At 67.3% G+C, this 25,574-nt stretch carries 20 protein-coding genes and 1 tRNA gene; 14 read left to right on the forward strand and 7 right to left on the reverse strand.

The genetic code is table 11. The annotated features are described in order from the left end of the window. Window positions 1-60: 60 nt before the first annotated feature. The 4 genes from ACIPPQ_RS01020 (at window position 61) to ubiA (ending at window position 3,905) form a co-directional block, all read left to right on the forward strand. Window positions 61-1,674: a pilus assembly protein gene (locus ACIPPQ_RS01020; protein ID WP_446542370.1), complete on the forward strand. Its 1,614-nt coding sequence runs from the start codon at window positions 61-63 to the stop codon at window positions 1,672-1,674. After that, complete coding sequence (locus tag ACIPPQ_RS01025) at window positions 1,671-2,270, forward strand: TadE/TadG family type IV pilus assembly protein (RefSeq protein WP_446542371.1); 600 nt, start codon at window positions 1,671-1,673, stop codon at window positions 2,268-2,270. Before ACIPPQ_RS01020 ends, ACIPPQ_RS01025 begins: the two co-directional genes overlap by 4 nt. Further along, entirely contained in the window at window positions 2,267-2,926 is a 660-nt protein-coding gene (locus tag ACIPPQ_RS01030; RefSeq protein ID WP_446542372.1) for a TadE/TadG family type IV pilus assembly protein, read from the forward strand. Before ACIPPQ_RS01025 ends, ACIPPQ_RS01030 begins: the two co-directional genes overlap by 4 nt. A gap of 70 nt (window positions 2,927-2,996) precedes the next feature. After that, window positions 2,997-3,905 carry a 4-hydroxybenzoate octaprenyltransferase gene (gene ubiA, locus ACIPPQ_RS01035; protein WP_446542373.1) on the forward strand — a complete coding sequence of 303 codons (909 nt, stop codon included), beginning with the start codon at window positions 2,997-2,999 and terminating at the stop codon, window positions 3,903-3,905. 4 nt (window positions 3,906-3,909) lie between these two features. Here ubiA and smc read toward each other — a convergent pair whose 3' ends face one another. The 4 genes from smc to ACIPPQ_RS01055 all read right to left on the reverse strand — a co-directional run bounded on the left by smc (window position 3,910) and on the right by ACIPPQ_RS01055 (window position 9,564). Next, a complete protein-coding gene (gene smc, locus ACIPPQ_RS01040; RefSeq protein ID WP_446542374.1) occupies window positions 3,910-7,353 on the reverse strand; it encodes a chromosome segregation protein SMC in 3,444 nt (1,147 codons plus the stop codon). 136 nt (window positions 7,354-7,489) lie between these two features. Further along, entirely contained in the window at window positions 7,490-8,230 is a 741-nt protein-coding gene (locus ACIPPQ_RS01045; RefSeq protein ID WP_446542375.1) for a DsbA family protein, read from the reverse strand. A gap of 35 nt (window positions 8,231-8,265) precedes the next feature. Further along, on the reverse strand, window positions 8,266-8,982 hold the full coding sequence (locus ACIPPQ_RS01050; protein ID WP_446542376.1) for a thioredoxin domain-containing protein: 717 nt from the start codon (window positions 8,980-8,982) through the stop codon (window positions 8,266-8,268). A 9-nt stretch (window positions 8,983-8,991) separates the two neighbouring features. Then, entirely contained in the window at window positions 8,992-9,564 is a 573-nt protein-coding gene (locus ACIPPQ_RS01055) for a DUF721 domain-containing protein (RefSeq protein WP_446542377.1), read from the reverse strand. A gap of 26 nt (window positions 9,565-9,590) precedes the next feature. Between ACIPPQ_RS01055 and ACIPPQ_RS01060 the strand changes: the two genes are divergently transcribed. From ACIPPQ_RS01060 to nudC, 3 genes are read left to right on the forward strand one after another with little or no spacing between them, the layout of a single operon-like run. Further along, a complete protein-coding gene (locus ACIPPQ_RS01060; protein WP_446542378.1) occupies window positions 9,591-10,631 on the forward strand; it encodes an A/G-specific adenine glycosylase in 1,041 nt (346 codons plus the stop codon). Then, window positions 10,628-11,914, forward strand: a complete 1,287-nt coding sequence (locus tag ACIPPQ_RS01065; protein WP_446542379.1) for a serine hydrolase domain-containing protein — start codon at window positions 10,628-10,630, stop codon at window positions 11,912-11,914. Before ACIPPQ_RS01060 ends, ACIPPQ_RS01065 begins: the two co-directional genes overlap by 4 nt. After that, complete coding sequence (gene nudC, locus ACIPPQ_RS01070; RefSeq protein WP_446542380.1) at window positions 11,914-12,786, forward strand: NAD(+) diphosphatase; 873 nt, start codon at window positions 11,914-11,916, stop codon at window positions 12,784-12,786. Before ACIPPQ_RS01065 ends, nudC begins: the two co-directional genes overlap by 1 nt. Window positions 12,787-12,792: 6 nt before the next feature. On the opposite strand, the gene ACIPPQ_RS01075 is transcribed toward nudC, so the two are convergent. The 3 genes from ACIPPQ_RS01075 to ACIPPQ_RS01085 form a co-directional block, all read right to left on the reverse strand. Next, a complete protein-coding gene (locus ACIPPQ_RS01075; protein WP_446542381.1) occupies window positions 12,793-13,185 on the reverse strand; it encodes a DUF2497 domain-containing protein in 393 nt (130 codons plus the stop codon). Between the two features lie 104 nt (window positions 13,186-13,289). Continuing rightward, the gene (locus tag ACIPPQ_RS01080) at window positions 13,290-14,777 is read right to left on the reverse strand and encodes a TolC family outer membrane protein (protein WP_446542382.1); all 1,488 of its coding nucleotides are present in this window, start codon (window positions 14,775-14,777) and stop codon (window positions 13,290-13,292) included. 36 nt (window positions 14,778-14,813) lie between these two features. After that, complete coding sequence (locus ACIPPQ_RS01085) at window positions 14,814-15,476, reverse strand: protein-L-isoaspartate O-methyltransferase family protein (protein ID WP_446542383.1); 663 nt, start codon at window positions 15,474-15,476, stop codon at window positions 14,814-14,816. A gap of 265 nt (window positions 15,477-15,741) precedes the next feature. On the opposite strand from ACIPPQ_RS01085, the gene ACIPPQ_RS01090 reads away from it, so the two are divergent. The 7 genes from ACIPPQ_RS01090 (at window position 15,742) to ACIPPQ_RS01120 (ending at window position 25,570) form a co-directional block, all read left to right on the forward strand. Beyond that, window positions 15,742-15,815, forward strand: a tRNA-Cys gene (locus ACIPPQ_RS01090). A gap of 144 nt (window positions 15,816-15,959) precedes the next feature. Next, window positions 15,960-16,340, forward strand: a complete 381-nt coding sequence (locus ACIPPQ_RS01095) for an OsmC family protein (protein WP_446542384.1) — start codon at window positions 15,960-15,962, stop codon at window positions 16,338-16,340. Between the two features lie 63 nt (window positions 16,341-16,403). Continuing rightward, window positions 16,404-17,024, forward strand: coding sequence for a TetR/AcrR family transcriptional regulator (locus ACIPPQ_RS01100; RefSeq protein ID WP_327451904.1), 621 nt, complete (start codon window positions 16,404-16,406; stop codon window positions 17,022-17,024). 390 nt (window positions 17,025-17,414) lie between these two features. After that, complete coding sequence (locus tag ACIPPQ_RS01105) at window positions 17,415-18,686, forward strand: efflux RND transporter periplasmic adaptor subunit (protein WP_446542385.1); 1,272 nt, start codon at window positions 17,415-17,417, stop codon at window positions 18,684-18,686. 164 nt (window positions 18,687-18,850) lie between these two features. Continuing rightward, the gene (locus tag ACIPPQ_RS01110; RefSeq protein ID WP_446542386.1) at window positions 18,851-22,042 is read left to right on the forward strand and encodes an efflux RND transporter permease subunit; all 3,192 of its coding nucleotides are present in this window, start codon (window positions 18,851-18,853) and stop codon (window positions 22,040-22,042) included. A gap of 11 nt (window positions 22,043-22,053) precedes the next feature. After that, the gene (locus ACIPPQ_RS01115) at window positions 22,054-23,463 is read left to right on the forward strand and encodes an efflux transporter outer membrane subunit (protein ID WP_446542387.1); all 1,410 of its coding nucleotides are present in this window, start codon (window positions 22,054-22,056) and stop codon (window positions 23,461-23,463) included. 82 nt (window positions 23,464-23,545) lie between these two features. After that, the gene (locus tag ACIPPQ_RS01120) at window positions 23,546-25,570 is read left to right on the forward strand and encodes a glycoside hydrolase family 97 protein (protein ID WP_446542388.1); all 2,025 of its coding nucleotides are present in this window, start codon (window positions 23,546-23,548) and stop codon (window positions 25,568-25,570) included. Window positions 25,571-25,574: the final 4 nt, after the last annotated feature.

Below are 25,574 nucleotides of genomic sequence, written 5' to 3' on the forward strand. Positions count from 1 at the left end.
GCGAGTTTACCAGCGGCCCATCTGGTGGGGCGTGCCGCGGGCCGAAGAGGGGTTTAAACCATGCGAGGGACCGTATTGAGCCGCGTGCGGCTCGGCGCCAAACAGCTTCTGCGCGACCAGGGCGGCAACGCCCTGATGCTGACGGCTGCCGCCGTCGTGCCGGTTATCGGGATCGTCGGTTCGGCGGTCGACATCGGCCGCGCCTATATGACCCAGCTGCGCTTGCAGCAGGCCTGCGACGCCGGCGTTCTCGCCGGTCGCCGCGCGATGGCGGGCGGAGACTATAATGATCCCCCGAAGGCCGAAGCGAACAAGATGTTCAACTTCAACTTCCCCGCGAATATCTACGGCAGCGAGAATATCAGCTTCACGTCGACGGCGAGCAGCAACAAGACCGACGTCAGCGGCACCGCCAGCGCGACCTTGCCGTCGGCGATCATGTTCATGTTCGGGACCGATCAGTTCAATCTGACCGCCAACTGCGCCGCGAAGCTTGAAATTTCCAACACCGACGTGGTCCTCGTCCTCGATGTCACCGGGTCGATGGAGTCGAAAAACCCGGGCGATTCGGATTCGAAAATCGTCGGGCTGCGCAACGCGGCGATGGTGTTTTTCGATACGCTGACCAAGGCCGAGATCGGCGATGGCCGGCTGCGTTTCGGGGTCGTTCCATACAGCGGTACGGTCAACGTCGGCGCCATTCTGAATTCGGCCAATCCGGCCTGGATTTCCGATTCGGTGACGGTGCCTTCGCGCTCGCCGCGCTATAAATCGAACGGAAGCTTCGACAAATATCGCTACGAAAACCGGACCTTCAACGTTTCCGGCGGCAAGGGCGGCGCGAACATGACCTTCAACACCGGGAAGGACGGCGCCAATTTCACGTCCAACTGGGACGGTTGCATCATGGAGCGCAAGACCACGACCTTCAACAAGAACACGACCGCACCGGCGGACGCGTACGACATGGACGTCAACTTGGTGCCGACGTCGAACGACGACACCAAGTGGAAGATGTTCCTCGCCGATTTCGCCTATAGCCGCTCGGGATCGGCCACCGAAGACAGCACGAGCAACAACACCAGTTTCGGCAAGGCCGCGGATGATCCCGATACCGATACCGGCGCCTGCCCGGTCCCGGCGATGAAGCTGACCGAGATGGACACGGCGGGTAAGCAGAAGTTCAAGGACAAGATCGCCGAGCTGAAGCCGCAGGGCTATACCTATCATGATTCGGGGATGGCGTGGGGCGCACGCCTCATCTCGCCCACCGGCCTCTTCGCTACCGAGAATACCACGGTGACGAACAAGCGCCCGATCAGCCGCCACATCATCTTCATGACCGACGGCGCGATGACCACGCCGCGCGCCAATTTCTCGCATCAGGGCCAGGAACGGGTGATCGCGCGGGTTGGCGCTTCGGACGACAACGACGCGGTCGCTCGCCACAACAATCGCTTCGAACAGCTATGCGCCCGGGCCAAGAATATGCCCGTCGGCAAGAATGACGCGCCGGTGGTCATCTGGGTGATCGGCTTCGGCGTGTCGCTCAACGACCAGCTCACCCGGTGCGCGACGGTCGGCAAGGCCTATCAGACGGGCAGCAACAAGAAGCTCCAGGACATATTCCAGTCGATCGCCGACCAGATTTCGCGCCTGAGGCTGTCGCAATGACCCGGCGCTTCATCGACCTCGCGCGGCGCCTCCGGGGGAATCAGCGCGGCACCGCGATCACCGAGTTCGCGCTGACCGCGCCGCTCTTCCTGCTGCTCCTGATGGGCATCTTCGACTATAGCTGGCAATTCTATGCCCGGCAGGTGTTGCAGGGCGCCGTCGCAAAAGCGGCGCGCGATTCGACGCTCGAAGGCAACGCCGCGAACCAGGCCGTGCTCGATGAAAAGGTCCGCACGGCGGTCAAGAATGTGTTCGGCAAGGCGACCGTCACCTTCACGCGCCAGACCTACGACAGCTTCGACGCGGTCGGTAAACCCGAACCGTTCAAGGACAAGAACGGCAACAATCAATATGACGCCGGTGAGTGCTTCGAGGATATCAACGCCAACGGCAGCTGGGACGCCGACCGCGGCCGCGCCGGCAATGGCGGCGCTGACGACATCGTGCTCTATACCGCGTCGATGGAGTTCAACCGGATCTTGCCGGTGTGGTCGATGCTGGGGCAGCCGCAAAAGACGATCCTCAAGCAATCGACCGTGCTGCGTAACCAGCCCTATAATGCCGGCACCAACGCCAACCCGGTGAAATGCACATGATCGCCCGGCTGACCTCTATGCGCCGCGTGATCGTGCAGCTGTGGCATGATTGCCGCGCGACGGTGATGGTCGAAATGGCTTTTGCCATTCCGTTCCTCGTGTTGGTCGGCTTTGCCGGCCTCGAAATCGCCAATGTGACGCTGACCAAGACGCGTATCAGCCAGATCGGCCTCAGCGCGGCCGACAATGCGTCGCGCATCGCGTTCGGAAGCGCCCTGTCGCAACCCTCGATCCGCGAGATCGACATCAACGAAGTATTCACCGGGGTCGAAGAACAGGCAAAGGGCCTGAATTTTGCGACGCGGGGGCGCGTCATCCTCTCCAGCCTCGAACAGAATGAAGACGATGGCCAGTGGATTCACTGGCAGCGTTGCTATGGCAACCTCGACGTCGATTCCGAATATGGTCCGCAAGGTACGGGGGCGACGGGCACCGACTTCCCCGGAATGGGACCGGCGGGTGCGGAGATCAAGGCTTCGACGGGCACCGCGGTGATGTTCGTCGAGATCGTTTATGACTATGAGCCCTTGCTCTATGGCAAGGCGCTGGGGACGCAGCGGATGCGGTCGACCGCGGCCTTCAATATCCGCGAAGGACGCGACCTTTCGCAGGTCTATAATCCCTCGCCGTCGGTGACCGTTTCGACCTGCTCCTGATCACGCGCGGCTGCCGGATCGAATCAGCCATTTATCGCTGGCCCGGCCGCTGCTACACGCGCCGATGCCAATGACTGCCACCCATCCTCCCGACAGCCAGCTTCGCGGTTTCGTGGCCCTGCTGCCGTCCGCGGCGCGGCCCTATGCGCTGCTCGCGCGTTTCGACCGGCCCATCGGCTGGTGGCTGCTTTACTGGCCATGCGCCTGGGCTCTCGCGCTTGGCGGCGGCGCGCTCAGCCATTGGCCGCTGTTCCTTTGGCTCCTCGCCGGCGCGATCGCGATGCGCGGCGCGGGCTGCGTCTATAACGACATCGTCGACCGTGACCTCGATGCGAAGGTTGCGCGCACTGCATCGCGCCCGGTTGCGAGCGGGGCGGTGTCGGTACGCAATGCGCTTCTGTGGACCCTGCTGCTCTCGCTCGTCGGCCTGCTCGTGCTGCTCCAGCTCCCGCGTCCGGCACAGATCGTCGCGCTCGGCAGCCTGGTGCTTGTCGCCGGCTATCCGTTCATGAAGCGGATCACTTGGTGGCCGCAGGCGTGGCTGGGCCTCGTGTTCAGCTGGGGCGCGCTCGTCGCGTGGGTCGCGGTCGGCGGGCAGGACGGACTGGCGCTGCCGTTGCTCTATGCGGGGTGCATCGCGTGGGTGATCGGGTACGACACCATCTATGCGCTGCAGGATATCGAGGACGATATGCTGATCGGCGTGAAGTCGAGCGCGCGCGCGATGGGGCGCCATGTAAAGGGCGGCGTCGCGATGTGCTACGCGGTTGCGCTCGCTTGCTGGGGCGGCGCGCTGTGGGCGGTGCGGCCCGACCCGCTGGTGTTGGTGGCCTTGCTCCCCGCCGCGGTGCACCTCACCGGACAGGTGGTGACGCTCGACCCCGCCAATGGCGAGGATGCGCTGGCGAAGTTCCGCAGCAACCGTTTTGCCGGCCTGCTGATCTTTGCCGCGATGCTGGTGGTGGGCAGCGCGCCCTAGCCGGCTATTCGGCCGCGAGCAGTTCCTCGGCGCCGCCGAGGTCGACCGAAACGAGGCGGCTCACGCCCCGCTCGACCATCGTCACCCCGAACAGGCGGTGCATGCGCGCCATCGTCACCGCATTGTGGGTAACGATCAGGTAGCGTGTGTTGGTTTCGCGCGCCATGCGGTCGAGCAGGTCGCAGAAACGCTCGATATTGGCGTCGTCGAGCGGGGCATCGACCTCGTCGAGGACGCAGATCGGCGCGGGGTTGGTCAGGAACAGGCCAAAGATCAGCGCGACCGCGGTCAGCGCCTGTTCGCCGCCCGACAGCAGGGTCAGGGTGCCGAGCCGCTTGCCCGGCGGCTGCGCCATGATTTCGAGCCCCGCCTCGAGCGGGTCGTCCGAATCGACGAGTTCGAGATGCGCCTGCCCGCCGTTGAACAGGGTGGTGAACAGGCGCTGGAAATGGGTGTTCACCGCCTCGAACGCCGCGAGCAGGCGCACGCGGCCCTCGCGGTTGAGATTGCCGATCGACCCGCGGAGACGGTGGACCGCCTGCGTCAGCTCCTCGATCTCGGCGGCGTTCTTCTCGCGTTCGGTGTCAAGTTCGACGAGTTCGTCGGCCGCGACGAGATTGACCGGACCGAGCCGTTCGCGGTCGGCGATCAGCCGGTCGTGCTGCGCCGATTCAGCGCTGGCGTCGCCGACGCTCGCGCTTTCGAACCCGGCCTTTTGCGGCAGCAGCGGCGGCGGACACTCGAAGCGTTCGCCCGACAGGCGCCCCATTTCGATGCGGCGCAGTTCGGCATTTTCAGAGCGCGCGATCGCCCCGGCGCGGGTCTCGCGCGCGCCGGAAACGCGCTCGCGGATCGCATTGAGTGCGGTTTCGGCCTCGCGGAGCGCGGCTTCGGCGACGCGTTCCTGCGCTTCGGCCGCGGCGACCTTGTCGCGCAGGGCTTCCTGCTGCGCCTCGGCGGCGGCGCGCTGTTCGGCAAGCTTTGCGGGCGCGTCGGCCAATTTGGCGGCTTCGGCGGCAAGCGCGTCGGCGCGCTTGTCCATTTCGGTCACGCGCCGCGCGGCTTCGCCGGCGCGGGCTTTCCAGCTCTTGATCTCGGCGCTGACGACCGCCTGCCGTTCGCTGAGGCCGGCGAGGGTGCGTTCGTGCGCGGCCAATGCGTCGCGTGCGGTTCCGGCGTCGGTGCGGGCGCGTTCGGCCGCCTGCTCTTCGCCTTCGAGCGCGGCGCGCGCGATGCTGTCGTCGGGCAGCGCGGCGAGTGCGGCTTCGTGCGACGACAGCGTTTCGGCCGCCTCCTTGGCGGCTTCGGCGATCTCGGCGAGGCGGCGATCGAACAATGCTGCGGCGTCGCGGTGGCGGTCGAGCGCCGCCTGCGCCTGATCCGCGGCGCGCAGCGCGGTCCGGCGCGCTTCATCGGCCGCGGCGAGCGCCTTGCGCGCGGCCGCGGCGGCTGCGGTCAGCTCGGACGCCTTGGCGGAGGCGGCGTCGCGGCGGTCGCGGAGTTCCTGCACACCCAGTTCGACCTGCGGGCGCTGCGCCGCGAGCGCGTCGAGGCGGTTCTGGCGTTGCAGCCGTTCGGTCGCGGTCGCGCCGTCGCCGCGCGTGATGAAACCGTCCCAGCGGCGCATCACGCCGCCCAAGGTAACGAGGCGCTGGCCGACCGCGAGCGGCTGGCCCTCGTCGTTTTTCGCAACCGCAACTTGACGGAGGCGGCGGGCGAGAGCGGCGGGCGCCTGGACGAACTCGGCAAGCGGACTGGTGCCGGCGGGCAGCGCGGGGTCGTCCTTCGCCGCATCGGCGCCACCCCAGCTGCGTGCCGCGTCCCTGTCGGTTCCGGCATCGAGATCGTCGCCAAGTGCGGCGGCGAGCGCGGCTTCGTAACCTGGCGCCACGCGAAGCCGGTCGAGGATGCGATCTTCGTCGCTGCGCGCGGCAGCGAGCGCGCGTTCGAGCGTTGTCGCTTCACCCTCCAGCGCCGCCAACGCGGCGCGCGCTTCGGCCAGCCCCGCCTCGACACCTGCGAGGTCAGCGGCAGTGGCTTCGCGATCGGCCTCGGCCTCGTGCAATGCGGTTTCGGCGGCGGCGATCGCCGTTTCGGCCGCTTCGGCGGTTTTCACGCTCTCGGCGTGCTTCGCGGCGAGCGCGGCGCTGTCGCCAAGCGCAGCGATCTCGGCGTCGACACGGGCCTTGTCGCCGGCAACGCGGCGCACGGCGGCTTCGGCGCCGTCGCGCGCCGACACCGCGATGCGCCGGTCGGCCGCCTCGCTTGCGGCCTTGGCGCGCGCCTGCGCCAGCGCGACCTCGGCATCGCGAAGGCGTGCTTGCGCCGCGAGATTGGCTTCGGCGAGAGCGGTCTTGCCCGCGTCGTGCCCGGCGATGTCGTTCGCGAGCGATTTCGTTTCGGCATCGAGCGTGGTCAGCGCGCCATGCGCTTCGCGCGCGAGTTCGCCTTCGTGTGCGCGGTCGTCGGCGATACGCCTTTGCTGCGTCGCCAGATCCTCCAATCGCTGGAGCGCGGCACGCTCCTCACCCTGAAGGCGTACCTGCGTCGCGGTGACTTCGGCGAGCGCATCGCGCTGCGCTTGCGCATCGCTGCGCGCCGCGGCGACGCGTGTGGCGACTTCGGTCTGGGCCTTCGATATGGTTTCGAGCTCGTCCTGCGCGGTCTTCACCGCGGCTTCGGCGGCGTCGGCATCGCGGCGCGCCTGGTCGGCGGCGGCGGCGGCATCGCGCCAGCGCGCATAGATCAGCCGCCCTTCGGCGATACGGATATCGTCGCTGAGTTTCTTGTATTTCTCCGCCGCGCGCGCCTGCCGCCGCAGTGCGTTGGCGCGCACCTCCATGTCGGCGACGATTTCGGAGAGGCGGGTGAGGTTGGTTTCGGTCGCGCGCAGCTTTTGCTCGGCGTCCTTGCGGCGGACGTGCAGCCCGGCGATGCCCGCCGCTTCCTCGAGCATCGCGCGGCGATCGGTCGGCTTGGCCGCGATGACATTGGCGATCTTGCCCTGGCTGACCAGCGCGGGGCTGTGGGCGCCGGTCGCCGCGTCGGCAAAGATCAGCGCGACGTCCTTGGCGCGCACGTCGCGGCCGTTGGCGCGATACGCGCTGCCCGCGCCACGCTCGATACGGCGTATCACTTCCAGATCGTCGCCGTCGCCGCCGTCGGACAGGCCCGCAACGAGCGCGCCTTCGGTGTCGCAGTGCAGCGCGACCTCGGCAAAATCGCGCGCCGGGCGCGACGAGGTGCCGGCGAAGATGACATCCTCCATCCCGCCGCCGCGCATCGATTTGGGCGATGATTCGCCCATGACCCAGCGGATCGCTTCGAGCAGGTTCGACTTGCCGCAGCCGTTGGGGCCGACGACGCCGGTCAGCCCGGGTTCGATGCGCAATTCGGTGGGTTCGACGAAGCTTTTGAAACCGGTCAGGCGCAGCCGCTTTATCTGCACGGGCTATCCCCGTGCAGCGCGTCGAATCGGAGCTGGTGCAACCTTGGTGTCACATATCCCCCTGCAAACCGTCATGCCGCGTGGCCGGGGGAGTCGCAAGGGGCAGGTTTCGCCCGCCCCTTGCTTCAAATCAGGATCAGCGTGCACCCATCGTGCGCAGGCGGTCGCGCAGCGGGCCCCACGAAGCAACGCCTTCGGCGACCTGGCCGTTGATGATGAAGGTTGGCGTACCCGTGATCTGATATTTCTCGACCCCGGCGTTGGTGCCCTTTTCGATCGCCTCGACATTTTCGACCTTGCTCAGGCACTGCTGGATCGTCGCGGCGGGGACGCCGCGCTGCTGATAGAATTGGTCGATGCCCCAGCCCTTGGCGAGCGCAACGAAGCGCTGCGCGGGCGGCAGCTTCATCGCTTCTTCGATTCCCGGCTGCGGCTTCGACGCGCCCGCGACAAAGGCTTCATGTTCGAGGAAGGTCGCGTCGGCGAGCGGGAAGAAACGGTCGGGGCCGGTGCATTTGACGATTGCGCCCGCAATCGCGTCGACCGGGTGGAGCATGAACGGCGTCAGCTTGTACGACACGCGGCCGGTGTCGACGAAATCGCGCTTCAGCTCTTCGTGCGAGTCCTTCGCGAACTGGGCGCAATGGCCACAGGTGAAGGCGCCATATTCCTCGAGCTTGATCGGCGCGTCGGGGTTGCCCATCACGACGCCATCGCCGTCGACGCGTACGACCTGCGACCAGCTCTTGCCGGCGGGGGGGGCGACCTTGGCGACGACCTCCTGCTCCTTGCTCTGGTCGGTTGCGCTGCCGCCGCAACCGGCAAGGGCGAGCGCGCCGAGCGAAGACAGAAGGGCGATACGAAGCGATGCGGTCATGTCATTCTTTCTCCACGGAAGGGAATGCGGGGCTTTTACGAGGCCTTGAGTGCAAGGTCGAGTTTCGATTTGAGCGCGGGCCAGGCGGTGACCCCGGCGTTGCGGCCGTTGACGAAAAAAGTCGGCGTGCCACCGACGCGGTCGGCGTTGAGGCCGATGTTGGTCATGCCGGTGAGTTCGGCCTGTGCAACCTCGCTGTCGAGCGCGGCGTCGATCTGCACCTGTGTGTAGCCGCGGGCGCGCATCAATGCGGTGAGGCCGGTGCCCGCAGCGATCTTGCGCGCGCGCTCGGCGGTGGTGCCCTCGAACCAGCTCTTCTGCTGCGCCTCGGTCGCTTTCTGGACCTTTGCGATGAAGGCCGGAAAGGCGGCGAAGATCGCCTGGTGATTGCCGGCAAAGGCCTTGGGTCCGCCGCAGCGCGCGAGCAGCGCGGCGGTCATGTCGACCGGGTCGCGAACGAGGTTGCGATATTCGAACAGGACGAGCCCGCGGTCGACATATTGCGTCTTGAGCGGCAGCGAGCCCGCCTTCGCGAAATCGGCGCAGACGTGACAGGTGTAGCTGAAATATTCGACGAGCCGCACCTTGGCGTCGGGGTTGCCGACGAGGAAGGCGCCGATCGGGCTGGTGGTGACGGTCTGCGACCATGCCGCGGGTTTTGCGGGCGTCGCTGCGAGCAGCGTCAGCGCGGCGCCCGAAAGCGCCAGCACCGCGGTGCGGCGATCGAGAAGCGGGTCGTCAAAAGCGGACATCCGTCTTTCCTAACTGATACGGGGAAGCTTGGGCGGCGTCGCCAGCCCTGCCGCCATGCGTTCGAGCACGGTGCGCAGTTCCGGGTCGCCGATGTCGCGCAGGCTGTCCCCCAGTTCGGCGGGTACGGGCTTGAGCATTGCCGGCGGCTGAACGGGCGCGGCAGGGGTGACCTGTCCGTGCGTCATGCGGACGCCGGCGATCGCGGCATAGCCGAAGAAGCGGTTGACCGCGGCGATGATGTCGGGCGCGACATGCTGGAGCATCGGCGCATGCGCGCCGCTGATCGTGAGGTGCAGCGTGCCGCCCGCTTTCTGGCCCGCGGGAAAGCGGATCATTGCGGGCTGGGTGACGTCGGCGAGCCGGTCGCCGACGATCTCGCGCCAGCGGCTGACGACCGACGACTGGACGAAGCCGAATTTGCGAAAGGCGGTGCGGCCGATTTCGGGGACGAGGTCGGAAATCGAGCGCGCTTCGCCGCCGCGCGGGCGCTCATAGGGACGCGCGGCGGGCTTGGCTGATTTCGCCTTGCCCTTGGCCTTGGCCTTTTTGGCCGGCCCATCCTCTCCTGCGTCTTTCGCCATGCCCGGCGCCATGCCATAGGCGGGGGGTGAGCGTCCAGACTTCCAGCATCATCGACGCCGTCGCCGACGACTTCGCGATCCGCCTGCTTGGCTGGTACGACCGCGCGGCGCGCGACCTGCCCTGGCGTATCGCGCCGGGGAGCGACGCCGTTCCCGATCCTTATCGCGTGTGGCTGGCCGAGGTGATGCTCCAGCAAACGACGGTCGCCTCGGTCGCGGGTTATTTCGCGCGCTTCACCGCCCGCTGGCCGACGGTAGCCGACCTCGCCGCGGCCGCCGACGCCGACGTCATGGCGGCGTGGGCGGGGCTTGGCTATTATGCCCGTGCGCGCAACCTGCTCGCCTGCGCGCGAGCGGTCGTTGCGGATCATGGCGGACGTTTTCCGGGTAGCGAGGCGGTGCTGCGCGCGCTGCCGGGGATCGGCGATTATACCGCCGCCTCGGTCGCGGCGATCGCCTTTGGCCGCCCGGCGGTGGTTGTCGACGCCAATATCGAGCGCGTGATCGCGCGCCATCGCCTGATCGAGACGCCGCTGCCGATGGCGAAGCGCGAAATCCGCGCCGCGCTGGCACCCGTCGTCCCCGCGGACCGCCCAGGAGATTTCGCGCAGGCGCTGATGGATCTGGGCGCGACAATCTGTACGCCGCGGTCGCCCGCCTGCGCGATCTGCCCGCTGATGGCCGATTGCCGCGCACGCGGACGCGCCGACGTCGAACGCCTGCCGGTCAAGCCGCCGAAAAAGGCGAAGCCGCATCGCCATGGCCTCGCGCACTGGATCGAGCGCGATGCGGCCATCTGGCTGGTCCGCCGCCCAGACAAGGGCATGCTCGGGGGGATGCGCGCGCTGCCCGGCGGCGATTGGGGCGACGCGCGCCCCGCCGAGTCGGGAATCGCCAGCGTCGACCATGGCTTCACCCATTTCGACCTGACGCTGACCCTGGTGCGGCGCGAAGTCCCCGATGCCGCAGCGGAAGGCCTATGGTGGCCGATCGCGGACCTTGACGCGGCGGGGCTGCCGACGCTCTATCGCAAGCTGACCGACAAGATGCTGGAGAGAGACGCATGAACATGATGGTTTCGCGCCGCGCGCTGATGGGCGGGATGGCGCTGGGCGGCGCCGCGGCGCTGCTGCCGCGCGCCGCGCTCGCGTGGAAGGCCGACGGCGCCGCGCTCTATCCCGCGACCAATGCGTTCATCAAAGGCTTCGTCGAGCGACGCGAACTCGCCGGCACGCTCGCTGCGATCGGCAAGGGACAGGAGGCGCCGCTGTTCCTCGGCGCCGGGGTCCAGTCGAACGATTCGGCGACGCCGGTCGGTCCCGACACGCTGTGGCGCCTGTATTCGATGACCAAGCCCGTCACCGGCATCGCCGCGATGCTGCTGATCGAGGACGGCAAGATGAAGCTCGACCAGCCGATCGCCGATTTCCTGCCCGCCTTCGCGAACATGACGGTCCAGAATACGCCCGACGGGTCGATCACCGATGTCCGGCCCGCGAAGGGCCCGATCACGGTGCGCCACCTGCTCACCCACACGGCGGGGCTCGGCTACAACATCATCCAGAAGGGGCCGATCAAAAAGGCGTATGACGACGCGGGCATCGTCGGCGGGCAGGCGAGCCGCCTGCCGATCCCGGGGCTCGCGCCGGTGACCCCTGCGCCGAGCCTCGCCGTCATGGCCGACCGGCTCGCGGCGCTGCCGCTCGTCTATGAGCCCGGAACCAAGTGGAGCTATTCGATCAGCCTCGACCTTTTGGGCCGGGTGATCGAGGTCGTGTCGGGGCAGCCGTTCGACGCGTTCCTCAAGGCGCGCTTGTTCGACCCGCTCGGCATGGCGAGCACGGGCTTCATGGTGAACGCAAAAGACGTCGGGCGCTTCACGAGCAATTATGCGCCCTTCGGCGGCGCGCTGATTCCCTTCGATCCCGCGACGAGCTCGATCTATCTCGACCCGCCGCCCTATCCGTTCGGCGGCGGCGGGCTCGTGTCGAGCGCGCGCGATTACGACCGCTTCCTCGCGATGCTGCTCGGCGAAGGCGCGACGGGCGGGGTACGGGTGATGAAGCCCGAGACCGCGCGGCTTGCGATGTCGAACCTCATCGCCGACAGCGTCGACCGCAAAGGGACCTTCATCGACGGGCAGGGCTTTGGCGCGGGCGGCCGCGTGTCGCTCCCGACCTCGCCGGGCGGCGAGGGGATTTTCGGCTGGGCGGGCGCCGCGGGGACGATCGGCTTCGTGCACCGCAAACTCGGCTATCGCGCCGCGGGTTATACGCAGATCATGCCGCCCGACGCGGTGCCGTTCCAGAACAAGTTCGGCGAGACCTTCTTCAAGGACGTGATGGCCTGATGCCGCTTCCGCTCGGCTTTACCGGGGCGTGGCTCGACCGCGCCGACCAGCTTCGCACCGATGCGGCGCGGTTCGGGGAGGCCGTCGCCGACCCGCGCGCGCGCTGCCTGCTGCTCGACGGCATCGATTTCGTGCCGAGAGAGGGCGGCGGGCTGCGGTGGGAATCGCTCGATCCGGCCGATGAGCGTGCGCTGATGCTGCTCGGCATCGACGACGCCGGCATCCCGCATTTCGTCCGCGAAGCGCCCGTCGGCGCGCGGATCGACGCACGATCACGCACCGTAATGCGGCTGCTTCCCTTGCTGTCGGCCGCGGAGGCCGCGCTGTACGGCGGCGCGCGCAGCCTCGTCGACTGGCATGCGCGGCATCGCTTCTGCGCGGTGTGCGGGGCGCCGACCGGCCTGTTCCGCGGCGGCTGGGGTCGGCGCTGCGACAGCTGCAACGCCGAACATTTTCCGCGCGTCGACCCGGTCGTGATCATGCTCGCCGAATATGAGGGCCGCGTGCTCGTCGGACGCCAGCCGGGCTTCCCGCCGGGCTTCTTCTCTGCGCTCGCCGGCTTCGTCGAGCCCGGCGAATCGCTCGAGGAGGCCGTCGCGCGCGAACTGTGGGAAGAAGCGGGCATCCGCGTTTCGGACGTCAGCTATGTGGCGAGCCAGCCCTGGCCCTTCCCCTCGTCGCTGATGATCGGCTGCCGCGCGGTCGCGCACGACCTCGCGCTGACGCTCGACACGACCGAGATCGAAGCGGCGATGTGGGTCGACCGGGCCGACGTGCGCGCCGCGCTGGCCGGCGACATGGGCGCGCCGTTCATGGCGCCGCCGCCGCTGGCGATCGCGCGCCACCTGCTGGAAGAATGGGCGGCGGGTTAGCGCAGGTTAGAAGCGCTTGCCGGTGATCCGGCTGATTTCCTTCGCCACCATCGCTTCGACGAGCGAGGGCAGGTTGGTGTCGAGCCAGTCCTTGAGCATCGGGCGTAGCGCGTCGAGGACGACGTCCTCCATCGTGCGGTCCGCGGCGGCGGGCGCCGCAACCGCGGCTGTCGCGACCGGCGCAACCGCGGCGGTCAGAGCTTCGAGCGACTGGCGCGCGGCGTCGGCGCTGGCGTCGGAGACGAGGTCTTCGGTGGCGGGCGCCGCTTCGGCCGCGGCATCTTCTTCGTCCTGAAGGTCGAGAATATCGTCGGCTTCGACGCTCCGCGATTCGCGTGCCGGGCCCGGCGCTTCGTCACGTGCGATGACGCGCCGAATCGACGACAAGATATCTTCCATCGACGGTTCTCGCGACATGTCGCCCATCAATCCAGCCCCCTCAGCCCCATGAATTAAGGGCGGTTAACCATCTTCTACCGTTCGGGGGCGGGCTTTGCCAAGCCTTATTGTTTCGGCCCGACCTCGACATAGGCGGGGACGCTGGCGGTGGCGGCGGGAACGGCCTTCGTATCGGTCGCCACCTGCTGCGGCGCCGGATCGTCGGCCCAATCCCAGATTTCGCCCTTCACGCGGCGATAATTGACCTCGGGGTCGTACAGCGCGCCGCCCTCGATGCCGAGGTCGCGCGCTTCGGCCTTGCCCATCGCGGCGAGGACCGAAAAGGCTGCGACATAGCTGTTGCGCCGTGCCGACACGAGCTGGACCTGCGTGTTCAGATATTCCTGTTCGGCGTTCAAAATGTCGAGGATCGAGCGGGTGCCGACGCTGTTTTCGGCGCGCACGCCTTCGAGCGACAGGCCGTTCGCGCTCACCGCCTGCTGCGTCGCGGCGATGATGCGTTCGTTCGCCTGCCATGCGGCATAGGCACCGCGCGTCTGCGCGATCACATCGCGTTCGATCGCGACATAATTTTCGATCGCCTGGCTCGTCTGCGCCTGTGCCTGGCGTACGCGCGCCGAGGCGCGGCCGCCCTGGAAGATCGGGAGCGTCATCGACACGCCGGCGATGGTGCTCGTCGTCGTATTCTCGGACGTCGTATTGCCCGCGGGGATCGAATTCAGATTGTTGTTATAGCCGCCGGTGACCGTCGCCGACACTTTGGGCGCGCGCGTCGCCTGCGCGGCGCCGATATCGGCGCGCGAGGCGCTGAGGCGCTGGTTCGCGGCCTCGATATCGGGATTGTTGTTGAGCGCGATCGCCACCGCCTCTTCGCCCGTCGCGGGCAGGTTCGGCAGGACCGGCGGCGGTTGCAGGTCCACGGGGGCGTCTCCGACGAGCCGGATATAGGATTCGCGGCTGCGGATCAGGTTCGATTCGGCGGTGCGCAAATCGCCTTCGGCCAGCGCGAGCCGGGCTTCCGACTGGGCGACGTCGGTGCGCGTCAGGTCGCCGATCTCGAAACGATCGCTCGTCGCCTGCAGGTTGGTGCGCAGGACCGACACATTCTTCTGGTTGAGCTGGACAATCGCGATGTCGCGGATGACGTCCATATAGGCGCCGACGACCTGCGAAAAGACGCTCGCTTCGGTGGCGCGGAGGTCGGCCTGTCCGGCCTCGACGCGGAATTTTGCCGCTTTGACGGCGTTGCGCACCGCGCCGCCCTGATAGATGGGCACCGAAAGCTGCGCCCCGGTCGACAGCGAGCGGCCGGGCGTGAAAAAGCTGTTGCCGGGGACGACCAGATTTTCCTGGAAGTCGACGCTGACGCCGACCGACGGCAGTCCCGATGCCTTCTGGATCGGGACATTTTCATCGTTCGCGCGCTGTCCGGCGCGCGCGGCGGTCAGCGTCGGATTATTTTCATACGCCTTGGCCAGCGCGTCCTGCAATGTTTCGGCCTGCGCCGCGCCAGGCAGCATCAGGGCACCGGCCGCGAGACCGGCAAGCCAGCGGGCACGACGAAGAGTCTGTTTCTTATCGGTATCGATCATCGTGGTGTCAGCCTGAAACAAGGAGGGATGGGGCCTTCAGAACCGGAAACCCGCCGGGGCGGCAAAGCCGGGCAGGGGGGCGACGTCCATGTCGGCAAAGCTGCGCAATGCCACGGTGCCGCCCGTCTTCACGCCTTCGACCAGCCGGGTGACCGCGCCGTCGCGCCGCGCCGTGACCAGTCGGCCGCCTTCGGCCAATTGCGCGACGAGCGTGTCGGGCAGCGTTTCGATTGCGCCCTCGATGATGATGCGGTCGAACGGTGCGGCGTCGGGCGCGCCGGCGTTCAGCGGGCCTTCGACCCAGCGGATCGTGTCGTGGGTGGTCGCGGCCTGCGCTGCGGCCATCAGCTCGCTTGCTTCCTCGACCGCGGTGACCTCGGCTCCGAGCTGTGCGAGCAGCGCGGCGGTATAGCCCGTCGCGCTGCCGACCAGCAGCACGCGCTGGCCGGGGCGGACCGCCGCGGCGACAAGCATCCGGCCGGTGACGAGCGGCGCGTTGAGCGCGCGGCCCTCGCCGAGCGCGATCGCGCGATCCATATAGGCGACGCTAGCCAGCGCGGCGGGGACATGCGCCTCGCGCGCGACCGCGCCCATCGCGCCGACCACGGCCGGATCGATGACGTCGTTGGTCCTGAGCTGGCTGTCGATCATGGCGGAGCGCATCTCCGCCGCCGTGATTTCGCTAAACTTCGTCGCCATCAGCCTTTTCCGATTCTCTGGGCATGAACCTTTGCGGAGCAGCTCTAGCCGAAGCAATGCTGTATTGCAATAGTAATACAGCCCCGCAGCCGCATCGCCGCCGCGCATAGCTGTCAACGTGGGTGGCGCCAACCCCGCATCGCGTGGTGCGGCGCCCATCGCGGCGCCGTTCCGGCGAATCCTTGACAAGGCGGCGAAACCCCCTCACTAGCGGCGCCGTTCCACACCCGGCCGGCCCGCATATGCGGCCCGGCGTTCGGCATGAGGCCCGATGGCGGAGTGGTGACGCAGCGGACTGCAAATCCGCGCACGCCGGTTCGATTCCGGCTCGGGCCTCCACACTCCCTCCCCCTGTTCAAGCCGACGCCATGGATGTCCTAGCGTCGTTTCTTGACGACAGCCTGACGGGCCGGGTTTCCACTTGCCGTTTCGGCAGCGGCCCGGAATATTGGCGCGATCCGCCCATCGGAAAGGACACGCAATATGGCTCATGGTACGGCCCGCATCGGCAACGATCATTATCGCACCGAAATCAATGTGAGCGGCCATGACCTGGTCGGCGACGAGGGGCCGGGGCTGGGTGGGCAGAATCTCGGGCCTGCGCCCTATGATTTCCTGCTCGCCGGGCTCGGTGCCTGCACCGCGATCACGCTGCGCATGTATGCCGATCGCAAGGAATGGCCGATGGAATCGGTCGAGGTCGGCTTACGGCTCCAAAATCAGGACGGGCTCAGGATCGACCGGGTCCTGACGATCGTCGGGCTCGATGACGAGCAAAAGGCGCGGATGGCCGACATCGCCGAGCGCACGCCGGTCACGCTCACGCTGAAGGGCGGGCTGCCGATCGACACGCGGCTCGCTTAGGTCCTGACCCTGACCGGCGCGCCACTGGACAAGTTGCAATCGACCACTTATATACCAGCCGTTATGGAAATCGAAACCGCCCCCGTCGCCCCGTCGCACAAGGGCCGCCCGCGCGAATTTTGCGTCGATGCGGCCTTGGCAGCGGCGCTGCGCGTCTTCTGGTCGAAGGGTTATGAAGGCGCCTCGATGGCCGACCTGACCGAGGCGATGGGGATCACCAAGCCCAGCCTGTACGCCGCTTTCGGCAACAAGGAGGCGCTCTTCAACAAGGCGCTCGATCTCTATGAGCGCGAAAAGGCCGACTATATGCACGCGGCGCTCGACGCGCCGACCGCGCGCGGCGTCGCCGAACGGCTGATGTATGGCGCGCTCGACATGTACACTTGCCCCGAGAATCCGAACGGATGTCTGGGTGTCATCACGTCGGTTGCGTGCGGGGCCGAGGCCGAATGTATTCGCCAGGCCGTGCTCGAACGCGGCGCGGCGGCGAAGCGGGCGATGCTCGAACGCTTCGCGCGCGCCAAGGAAGAGGGCGATTTTCCGCCCGACACCGACGCCGAAGGCCTTGCCGCTTTCCTGACCGCAGTGAACCAGGGCATGTCGGTGCAGGCGGGCGCGGGGGCGACGCGCGCCGAGCTCGAACGGCTCGTCGAAACCAGCCTGAAGCTGTGGCCGGGGCGCTAGTAGAAAAATTTTTACTGCCCGGTACAGAATGCGGTTGACGCAGCGCAGCATGACTTATATACCACCCAGTATACAAAGATAGGCTCTCCCCCGAGACCGGCCGCTGCATGACACGAATCATGCGGCGGTCGGAACCTTCATCACCGATTATTTTCCCGGGAGCGGGTCCTGTTCCGGTCGGGCGCTCGTTGGCGCTCGCCCGCAAGGCATAACAGGGAGCCGGCGCGCGCATTTTCGATGCGGGTGACCGGAGGGGCGGTCGTCCTCTTCGAAGAGGGCCGTCCAGCAATAAGGACTGTTTCGAGACTGGACCGAAGGCACGCGCTTTCGGGGCCGAGACCCGCTGCGCCCCGCGCGCGGCCGAACCGAATAAAGAGAAGAGGGCATCCGATGACCGTCCACACCCCGATCGAAAAGCTCGACCCCGCCGACGCGAAGGTCCGCCGCGAACTCAAGACATTGCTCCATCCCGGCCGCGGCCGCCGCGCTGCGTGGATCGGGGCTTTCCTCATACTCGTCGTCGGCGCCTGGTGGCTGCTGCGCGATGGCCCGCCCCCGGCCGCCGCCGCGCCCGCGCCGGTGCTCACCGTCGCGGCGCCGATCGCGCGCGATGTGACGCTGTGGGACGATTATATCGGCCGCTTCGAAGCGTCGAAGGCGGTCGAGGTGCGTCCGCGCGTCTCGGGCGCGATCACCGCGATCCACTTCACCGACGGCCAGATCGTACGCCAGGGTCAGCCGCTCTTCACCATCGACCCCCGTCCCTATCGCGCCGCGCTCGCCGAAGCGCGCGCGTCAGCGGCGAGCGCGCGCAGCGACCTCGCGCTCGCGCGGCTCGAACTCGAACGCGCCGGGCGTCTCGTCGATGTCGAGGCGGTGTCGCAGAGCGAGATCGACCGGCTGCGCGCCCGCGTCAATGCTGCTTCGGCGGCGCTCGCCGGCGCCGACGCCCGCATCGCGGCGCGTGCACTCGACGTCGAGTTCACGACCGTCCGGGCGCCGCTGAGCGGCCGCATTTCGGACCGCCAGATCGATGCGGGCAACCTCGTGTCGGCGGGCGATGCCGGCGGCACCTTGCTCACGACGATCAATGCGCTCGATCCGATCTATTTCACCTTCCAGGGCTCCGAAGCTTTGTTCCTCAAGACCAAGCGCGAGGGCGGCGACAAAGCCGCGGCGATCGAAGTTCGTCTGCAGGACGAAGGCGATTATCGTTGGAAGGGCCAGCTCGACTTCACCGATAATGGCCTCGATCCGCGTTCGGGCACGATCCGCGCCCGCGGCCGCTTCGCCAACCCCGAAATGTTCCTGACCCCCGGCATGTTCGGCAACATGCGCCTGTCGACGGGCCAGACGACCCGCGCGCTGCTGGTCCCTGCCGCAGCGGTCCAGACCGATCAGGCGCGCAAGATCGTCTATGTCGTCGGCAAGGACGGCATGGTCGCGGCGAAGCCCGTCGAACTCGGCCCCGAAGTCGACGGGCTCAGCGTTATCCGTGCGGGCCTGACGCCGACCGACCGTGTCGTGATCGCCGGATACCAGTTCGCGCGTCCCGGCGAAAAGGCGGTGACCAAGCCCGGCAGGATCGCCGTGGTGGCGCCGAAGCAGGGCACGGCCGCCGCGGCCGAACCGGTGTCGGCGCAGGCGACCTTCGCGAAGTGAGTTGAGTTAGGCCCCTCCCGTTCAGGGAAGGGCTGGGGTGGGTGCTGCGGTGTCCCCTACGGCCGACAGCCCCACCCCGCTGCGCCCCGGATCCCCGGGGCTCGCTGTCCCTCCCCTGACGGAGAGGGGTTGGTCCAGACCGTTTTCAAGACAGGGGCTCTCCCATGCGCCTATCCCGCTTTTTCATCGACCGGCCGATCTTCGCCGCCGTGCTCGCCGTCATCATCACCATCGTCGGTGCGGTCGCCTATATCGGCCTGCCCGTCTCGCAATATCCCGACATCGTCCCGCCGACGGTGACGGTGACCGCAACCTATCCGGGCGCATCGGCCGAAACCGTTGCCGAAACGGTCGCGGCGCCGATCGAGCAGGAAATCAACGGGGTCGACAATATGCTCTATATGAGCAGCCAGTCGACCGGTGACGGCGTCGTCACGATCACCGCGACCTTCAAGATCGGCACCGACCTCGATGCCGCGCAGGTGCTGGTGCAGAACCGCGTCGCGATCGCGACGCCGCGCCTCCCCGAAACGGTCCAGCGCCTCGGCGTCGTGACGCGCAAGACGTCGCCCGACTTCCTGCTGATCGTAAACCTCGTTTCGCCCGACAAGTCGCTCGATCGCGCCTATATCTCCAACTATGCGCTGACCCAGCTCCGCGACCGCCTGTCCCGTATCGACGGCGTCGGCGACGTGCGGCTGTTCGGCAACCGCGATTATGCGATGCGCGTGTGGATCGATCCCGGCCGCGCCGCCGCGCTCGACCTGACCGCGGGCGAGATCGTCACCGCGCTGCGCCGCGAAAATGTGCAGGTCGCGGCGGGATCGCTCGGCCAGCCGCCTTACGCGAATGGCAGCAGCTTCCAGCTCAATGTCGAAACGCAGGGCCGCCTGACCGACCCCAAAGATTTCGCCAATATCGTCATCCGCAGCGATGCCGACGGGCGGCAGGTCCGCGTGTCGGACGTCGCGCGCGTCGAACTCGGCGCATCGGACTATAATTCGAACACCTATCTGTCGGGCGACCCGACGGTCATCCTGGCGACCTTCCAGCGTCCCGGATCGAATGCGCTTGCCGCTGCGCAGGCGGTCGAGGCCGAAATGGCGGCGGCATCAAAAAGCTTTCCCAAGGGGCTCGAATATCGGGTCATCTACAACCCCACCGAATTCATCGCCCAGTCGATCGACGCGGTGATGGACACACTGCTTGAAGCCGTCATCCTCGTCGTGATCGTCATTCTCGTGTTCCTGCAGAAATGGCGCGCGGCGATCATCCCGGTGCTCGCGATCCCGGTCTCGCTGATCGGTACTTTCGTCGTGCTTGCCGGGTTCGGCTACAGCCTCAACAACCTGTCGCTGTTCGGGCTGGTGCTGGCGATCGGCATCGTCGTCGACGACGCGATCGTCGTCGTGGAAAATGTCGAGCGCAACCTCGAAAAGGGGATGTCCGCACTCGAAGCCGCACGCACCTCGATGGACGAGGTGTCGGGAGCGCTCGTCGCGATCGTGCTCGTGCTTTGCGCGGTGTTCGTGCCGACCCTGTTCCTCACCGGCCTGTCGGGCGCCTTCTACCAGCAGTTTGCGGTGACGATCTCGACCGCGACGATCATCTCGCTCGTCCTCTCGCTCACCCTCTCGCCCGCGCTCGCGGCGATCCTGTTGCGCGGCCATTCGGCGCCGGCGAACGAGGGCAAGGGCATGCAATATGTCCGCCGCGCGGGCGATGCGTTCAACCGCGGCTTTGAACGGATGAGCGACGGCTATGCGCGTCTCACCGACCGGCTGGTGCGCGCGCCGAAAAAGATGATGGTCACCTATGCGGGGCTGATTGCCGCGACCGCGGGTCTGTTCTGGGCGACGCCCACCGGCTTCATCCCGGCACAGGATCAGGGCTATTTCCTCGTCGTCGCCAAGCTGCCCTCCGGGGCTTCTGTCGAGCGCACCGATGCGGTGCTCAAAAAGGTCGCCGCGCGCGTGCTGCCGGTCGAGGGTGTCCTCGGCTCGGTGATGCTCGCGGGTTTCGACGGCCCGTCGCAGACGCTCGCGCCGAACTCGGCCGCCGCCTATTTTCCGCTCAAATCCTTTGAGGAACGGAAGAAGCTCGGCGTGACGTTCGAGGACATCATGGCCGAGGCGCACAAGCGGACCGCCGACATCACCGACGCGCAGATCGTGATCATTCCGCCGCCGCTGATCCAGGGGATCGGTTCGGCCGGGGGTTACCGGATGGTCGTGCAGGATCGCGGCGGCCATGGCTATGCGGCGCTCGCGAATGATACGAACAAGCTGATCGGCAAGGCGAACGAAACCCCCGGGCTCGCGAACGTCTTCACCTTTTTCGATCCGACGAACCCGCGAGTTTTTGCGGACATCGACCGGGCGAAGGCGAATGCGCTCGGCGTTCCGCCCGAGCGGGTGTTCGAGGCGTTGCAGGTCTATCTGGGCTCGGCGTTCGTGAACGACTTCAACCTGCTCGGCCGCACCTATCGCGTCACCGCACAGGCCGACGCGCCCTATCGCCAGACCGTCGCCGATATCGCGAACCTGCGCACGCGATCCGATTCGGGCGCGATGGTGCCGATCGGCTCGGTCGCGAATTTCGAGGACCGCACCGGGCCGTACCGCGTCACGCGCTACAATCTGTTCCCCGCGGTCGAGATCGACGGCGACACGGCGCCGGGTTCGTCGTCGGGCGCGTCGCTGACGACGATGGAAAAGCTCGCGTCGGATTCGCTGCCCGCGGGTTACGGAACCGAATGGACGGGCATCGCCTTCCAGCAAAAGGCGGCGGCGAACACCGCGGGCATCGTCTTCGCGCTCGCGGTGGTCTTCGTCTTCCTCGTGCTCGCGGCGCAATATGAAAGCTTGATGCTGCCGCTGGCGATCATCTTCATCGTCCCGATGTGTCTGCTCGCGGCGATGGTCGGGGTCAATTTGCGCGGCATGGACAATAATGTGCTGACGCAGATCGGGCTCGTCGTGCTCATCGCGCTTGCGGCGAAGAATGCGATCCTAATCGTCGAATTCGCCAAGCAGGCGGAGGAACAGGACGGGCTGTCACCGGTCGAGGCGGCGGTGCGCGCAGCGCGCGACCGTCTGCGTCCGATCCTGATGACCAGCTTCGCCTTCATCCTGGGCGCAGTGCCGCTCCTGATCGCGAGCGGGGCAGGGGCGGAACTGCGCCAGGCGCTCGGCACCGCGGTCTTCTTCGGCATGCTCGGCGTGACGGCGTTCGGCCTCATCTTCACCCCGACCTTCTACGTCGTCGCGCGCGCGCTCAGCCAATGGTCGGCCGAGCGGCGCGCACGGCGCGGGTCGGACGACCACGGGACCGCATTGCCGGTGCCGGCGGAATAAGGAGCCAGATCATGATCCTTCGCAACATCCTCACCGCCGCTTCGGCGCTCGCGCTCGCCGCCTGCGCGGTCGGCCCCGACTATAAGGCCCCGCAATCGGCCTCAGCGCCCGCCGCCACAGCGCCGTTCGTCTCGGCGAACAGCCCCGCGGTGACGCTCGCGCCCGTCGCGGGCGACTGGTGGCGGCTCTATGACGATCCTGTTCTGGACGGGCTCGTCGCCGATGCGCTTGCCGCCAATACCGACGTTCGCGTCGCGGTAGCGAATATCGCTCGTGCCCGCGCGTCGTTGCGCGGCGCGCGCGCCGACCGGCTGCCGCAGGGCGAGATCGGCGCGGGTGCCAATTACGGCCGCAGCCCCGAAGGCCAGCGCGTGCCGGGGGCTGATCGCGAGGACTGGGCCGTCGATGTCGGGATCAACGTCTCGTACGAGGTGGACCTGTTCGGCCGCGTCAGCCGTTCGATCGAGGCCGCGCGGGGCGATGCCGCCGCGGCCGAAGCCAATGCCGATGCGGTCCGCGTCATCGTCGCCGCCGACACTACGCAGGCCTATGCCGACGCTGCCTCCGGCGCCGCGCGGCTCGACGTTGCGCGGCGGATCGTCGACCTGCTGGGTCAGCAGGTGAAGCTGACCCAGCGGCGCAAGGAGGTCGGCATGGCGACGGGGCTCGACCTCGCACGCATCACGACGCTGCGGGACCAGCGCGCAGCCGACATTCCCTCCATCGAGGCCGAGCGGCAGGCGGCCTTGTTCCGCCTCGCGACCCTGACCGGTCGTGCACCCGCTGCGCTCCCCGCGATCGCGGCGGACCGCAACATCAGCCTCGAGATCACCGATCCCATCCCGGTCGGTGATGGGGCGGCGCTGCTGAAGCGCCGTCCCGACATTCGCGCCGCCGAGCGCCGTCTCGCCGCCGATACGGCGCGTATCGGCGTCGCGACGGCGGACCTTTATCCGCGCATCACGCTGGGCGGGTCTGCCGGCTCGACCGGATCGGGCTTCGGCGACATATTCGGCGGCGGTCCGATCCGTTGGCTGCTCGGGCCACTCCTGAACTGGGCCTTCCCCAATCAGGAACCCGCGCGGGCGCGAATCGCGGCGGCCGAGGCCGACACGCAGGCATCGCTCGCCGAATTCGACGGTACGGTGCTGCGCGCGCTCGAGGAAACCGAAACCGCGCTGTCCTCTTACGCGCGCTCGCTGGAACAGCGTCAGGCGCTGCGCGCTGCGCGCGATCAAGCCGAACGCGCCGCACGGATTGTGCGCGCCAAGCGGCAGGAGGGTGCGTCGGACTCGCTCGAATGGCTCGACGCCGAACGCACCTTCGCCGAGACCGAAGCCGTGCTCGCGGCGCAGGACGGCCAGGTTTCGCGCCGTCAGATCGCCTTGTTCCGCGCGCTTGCGGGCGGCTGGTCGAGCTGATCCATACGTCTGCATGATTTGCCAAGTCGCGGATTAACCGGGATAGATGCCTGTCCCGGTTGATCCACGAAGGAAGGAAGTCATGCGGAGCCTGTTGGCCGTTTTTGCGCTGCTTGCCGCGGTCCCGGTCGCGGCGCAGCAGGCACGCCCGTCGGAGACCGCAGCGTCGCCCGATGGCCGGGTCGTCCTCACCGTTTCGACCGATAATGACGAGCGGCCGATCTGGTCACTGTCGCGCAAGGGCAAGCTGCTCATCGCGCCATCGAGCCTCGGCTTCCTACTCGCGGACGGCCCCGCGCTCCAGCGTGGTTTCCGAATCGACGGCGCCGAACGCGGTCAGGGCGATGCGACATGGGAATTGCCGTGGGGCGAGCGCCGCTTCGTCCGCGACCATCATAACGAACTGCTTGTCCGCTTTCGCCAGCATGAGAGCCGCGGCGGGCATGTGATGCACGTGCGTTTCCGTCTGTTCGACGACGGCATCGGCTTTCGCTACGAACTGCCCGAACAGCCGACGATGAAGACCGCCCGCATCGCCGACGAGGTCACCGAATTCGATATCGCTTCGCCCGGCACCGCCTGGTGGATCACCGGCGGCGAATGGAACCGCTACGAGCAGATTTATCAGAAGACGCCGATCGACGGTGTGGCGACCGCGCACACGCCGATCACGATGCGGCTCGACGACGGCACGCACCTCGCGTTTCACGAGGCCGCGCTCGTCGATTATTCGGCGATGTGGCTGAAGCGTGCCGAGGGGCGGAAGTTCCGCGCGACGTTGTCGCCCTCGTCGGACGGGCCGCGCGTCGTGCGCGATCTGCCGTTCGCGACCCCGTGGCGCACGATCCGCATCGCCGACGACGCGGCGGGGCTGGTGGCAAGCGATCTCGAACTCAACCTCAACGAGCCCAACAAGCTCGGCGATGTGAGCTGGGTGAAGCCGATGAAATATATCGGCATCTGGTGGGGCATGATCCGCGGGCCGTGGAGCTGGGGCGAGGGGGCGAACCATGGCGCGACGACGGCACGTGCGAAGCAATATATCGATTTCGCCGCGAAACATGGTTTCGGCGGCGTGCTCGTCGAAGGGTGGAACACCGGCTGGAACGGCGGACTGTTCAACTTCACCAAGCCCGCGGCGGATTTCGATTTGAAGGCGGTCACCGACTATGCGCGCAAGAAGGGCGTGACGCTGATCGGCCATCATGAAACCAACGGTCATGTCGCCAATTACGAGGCGCAGCTCGACGACGCGATGAAGCTCTATGGCCGGCTCGGCGTGGCGTCGGTGAAGACGGGCTATGTCGCCGATGCGGGCGGCATAATTGCGCCGGGCGATACGCCGGGCACGACGCGCAGGGAATGGCACGACGGTCAGTGGCAGGTGCGCCACCACCAGCGCGTCGTCGATACCGCGGCGAAATATCGCATCACGATCAATGCGCACGAACCCGTCAAGGACACGGGCCTCCGCCGCACCTATCCCAACTGGATCACGCGCGAAGGCGCGCGCGGCATGGAATATAACAGCTGGAGCGCCTTCGCGAACGGCGGCCCCGATCATGAACCGACGCTCGTCTATACGCGGATGCTGTCGGGGCCGATGGACTATACGCCTGGCGTGCTGAGCCTCGCGGGGTCGAACGAGGTGCCGATGGCCTCGACGCTCGCGAAGCAGCTGGGCCTCTATCTCGCCATCTATTCGCCGGTGCAGATGGCGGCCGACCGGATCGAGAATCTGGCGAAGTATCCGCGCGAACTCGCCTTCATCGGACAGGTACCGACCGACTGGGCCGAAAGCCGGCTGATCGCGGGTGCGGTCGGCGATTATGCGATCTTCGCGCGCAAGGACCGCGCCAGTGCCGATTGGTATGTCGGCGGGGTCAACGACGGCGCCGCGCGAACGCTAACGCTGCGCTTCGACTTCCTCGACGCCGGCAAGAATTACACTGCGACGATCTGGAAGGACGGCGAGGGCGCCACCTATCTGACCGACGCACGGCACCGGATCGCCTATGAGACGATCCGGGTGAAGAAGGGCGATAGCTACAAATTGTGGCTGGCCCCCGGCGGCGGCGCGGCGATGCGCCTGCATCCAGGGAAATAGTGCG

Source organism: Sphingopyxis sp. LARHCG72, from assembly GCF_052871675.1.